A 2,875-nucleotide genomic window follows, 5' to 3' on the forward strand; every position below is an offset into this window, starting at 1 on the left:
GCACCACCCCCGCGCACACCCACCCCGCCCCCCGCCCCGCCCCCCCCACTACCCGCCCGCACCCGGGCGCGGCCCCGGCCGAGGGCGCGCCCGGCTCGGGGGCGCGGCACGTCGTCGCCTTCCGGGCCCGGCGGGGTCCGGGGCAGAACCCAGTGGGTCCGGCACGGCACCCGGCGCGTTGCGGGGCCGCGCCCGGCCGGGGGCGCGGTGCCGGCCGGGGGGTGGGGGCCCGTAGCGGTGTAGACCCCTACCCACCGGTACGGGCATCTGGCAGGCTGCCGCCCATGAATCTTCCCGCCGGTGGAGACAGGGCCCGTTACGACCGGGCCACCGCGCACCTCGACGCGCCCCTGGCCATCGTCGATCTCGACGCGTTCGACGCCAACGCGGACGATCTCGTCCGCCGGGCCGGCGGCAAGCCGATCCGCGTGGCGAGCAAGTCCGTCCGCTGTCGTGCGCTCCTCGAACGGGTCCTCGCCCGGCCCGGGTTCGCCGGGATCATGTCGTACACGCTCGCCGAGTCGGTCTGGCTGGCCCGGTCGGGGTTCGAGGACGTGCTGCTGGCCTACCCCTCCACCGACCGCGCCGGTTTCGCGGAGCTCGCCGGGGACCCGAAGCTGGCCGCGGCCGTCACCGTGATGGTGGACGACCCGGCCCAGCTGGAGCTGATCGACCGGTCCCGCGGCGCCGACGGCTCGCAGGAGGTCCGCGTCTGCCTCGAACTGGACACCGCCCTCCACCTCCTGGGCGGCCGGGTCCGCGTCGGCGCCCGGCGTTCGCCGCTGCGCGATCCGGCCGGGCTCGCGGAACTGGCCCGTACCGTCTGCGCCCGGCCCGGGTTCCGCGTCGTCGGGATCATGGGCTACGAGGGCCACGTCGCCGGCGTCGGCGACGCCCTCGCCGGACGCCCGTTGCGCTCCCGCGCCATCCGGCTCATGCAGGCCGCCGCCCGCAAGGAGCTCGCGGCGCGTCGCGCCGAGGCCGTCCGGGCCGTCCGGGCGGTCGTCCCGGACCTGGAGTTCGTCAACGGCGGCGGCACCGGCAGCGTCCAGCAGACCGCGGCCGAGGACTCCGTCACGGAGATCGCCGCCGGTTCGGGGCTCTACGTACCGCGGCTGTTCGACAACTACACGTCGTTCCGGGGCCGTCCGGCGGCGCTGTTCGCCCAGCCGGTGGTGCGCCGTCCCGGTGTCGGCGTGGTGACGGTGCTCGGCGGCGGGTACCCCGCCTCCGGCGCGGCCGGTGCGGACCGGCTCCCCGAGCCGTACCTTCCGCAGGGCCTGCGCTACGACCCCCAGGAGGGGGCCGGCGAGGTGCAGACGCCGCTGCTCGGCAGCCCGGCCGACGATCTGCTGATCGGCGACCGGGTCTGGTTCCGGCACGCGAAGGCGGGGGAACTGTGCGAGCGCTTCGACGCGTTGCACCTGGTCGAGGGCGACCGGGTGACGGCCACCGTCCCGACGTACCGGGGCGAGGGCCGTACGTTCCTGTAGCCGCCCCGTGGCCGCCGCTAGAAGACGGAGTCCGTCTGGTCGGGGATGACGCTGGTGTCACCCCGGCGGACGGGACCGGGCGTGCCGTCGTGGTCGACGTAGCCCGTGGTCGAGCACGGGTAGGGGCTGCTCTTCTGCTTCTTCGGCTCGATGAACATCGGGTTCACGACCCACTTGCCGTCGCTGTTGTCGTACGCGCGGCACATCAGCTCGTTCTTGTTCCGGTTCACCACCAGCCGCAGTGCGGTCGCGTCCCGCAGGAACGAGACGTCGGTGTCGGAGTCGCCGGCGGCGAACACCTGGCGGCGGGCGGCCGGCTGGACCTTCTCGGCGGCCGCGCCGCGGACCCCGAAGATCTCCTGGTTGATCCAGCAGCGCTTGCCGTCGACGTACGTGATCATCGTGTCGGCGCCGTCCCGCACGGAGCCGCAGCCCTTCAGATGCGCGGTGAACTTCCCGCCGGGCGTGGTGGTGTTGCGGATGCCGATGACGTGGTCGGCGCCGACGCCGACACCCTTGGCCCACACCTCGACGACCGGCTGCGGCGAGGCCGAGCTGATCCAGACGTCGAAGCCGGCCTTCTGCAGCCCGCCGATGAGGTCCTTCTGCTGGTCGTAGTAGCGGACCCAGCCGGTGGTGGTGCCGGTGCCGACCTTCTGCGTGGCGCCGATGGGGGCGGCCAGGTTCTCGGCCCGTGCGGCGGCGGCGAAGCCGCGGACCTCGCGGGCGGTCCAGCCCTGCATGAGCTGGGGCAGCCAGGCGTACGCGGGCTCGATGGTGCGGTGGTCCCAGCCGGTGAAGGCGGCGGCGCCGGAGCGGGTGGCGGCGGTGCCGTAGACGGCGGCGAGTTCGTCCGCGCAGCCCGCACCCGCGGGGGTGCCGGTGGGCAGGGGGGCGCCGGGACGGGCGAGGGCGCCGCAGGCGTCGGCGAGGGCCTTGGCGGCGGCGGGGGTGAGGTAGCGGCTGGTGGTGGTCCAGTCGCCGGCGGCCGGCTGGCGGATCTTGCCGTTGCGCAGCAGCCAGTACATCTGGGCGTCGCCGACGTCGTTCTTGACGACGGTGTTGTCCCAGTCGAAGACGGCGACGGGCTTGGTGCGGCTCGGCCGGTACGGATTGCACGCGCCGTACTGGTCGATCAGCTGCTGGAGCCGCGCCTGGTTGTCCCCGTACCAGCCGGCCGCGAGCCGCGGGGTGGTGCAGTGGCCGCCGGGGCGGGCCTCGGCGGCGGGGGCGGTGGCGACGAGGGCGGCGGCGGCCATCGCCACGGCGGCGCCGGCGGCCTGGAGCCGTCGTACGGTGTCGGGTCGGGTCACTGGGGTGGACGCTCCTGATTCCTGTGAAGATCGTTCCGGACGGTAGAGCACGACAGCCGGGCGTCGTGC

General features: G+C 74.8%; 2 protein-coding genes. One reads left to right on the forward strand and one right to left on the reverse strand.

Annotated elements, in window-relative coordinates; translation table 11 throughout:
* The first annotated feature begins 284 nt into the window (after nt 1–284).
* Nucleotides 285–1,493, forward strand: a complete 1,209-nt coding sequence (locus ACFXA3_RS40205; protein ID WP_385196019.1) for an amino acid deaminase/aldolase — start codon at nt 285–287, stop codon at nt 1,491–1,493.
* A gap of 17 nt (nt 1,494–1,510) precedes the next feature.
* On the opposite strand, the gene ACFXA3_RS40210 is transcribed toward ACFXA3_RS40205, so the two are convergent.
* Entirely contained in the window at nt 1,511–2,752 is a 1,242-nt protein-coding gene (locus ACFXA3_RS40210) for a haloacid dehalogenase-like hydrolase (RefSeq protein ID WP_385196022.1), read from the reverse strand.
* Nucleotides 2,753–2,875 lie beyond the last annotated feature (123 nt).

This window comes from Streptomyces sp. NPDC059456, assembly GCF_042750055.1.
Taxonomy (GTDB): domain Bacteria; phylum Actinomycetota; class Actinomycetes; order Streptomycetales; family Streptomycetaceae; genus Streptomyces.

Bases quoted from the DNA above. Each gene is read 5' to 3' on its own strand.
- ACFXA3_RS40210 (WP_385196022.1), bottom strand. From the start codon at position 2,752: ATGGCCGCCGCCGCCCTCGTCGCCACCGCCCCCGCCGCCGAGGCCCGC.
- ACFXA3_RS40205 (WP_385196019.1), top strand. From the start codon at position 285: ATGAATCTTCCCGCCGGTGGAGACAGGGCCCGTTACGACCGGGCCACC.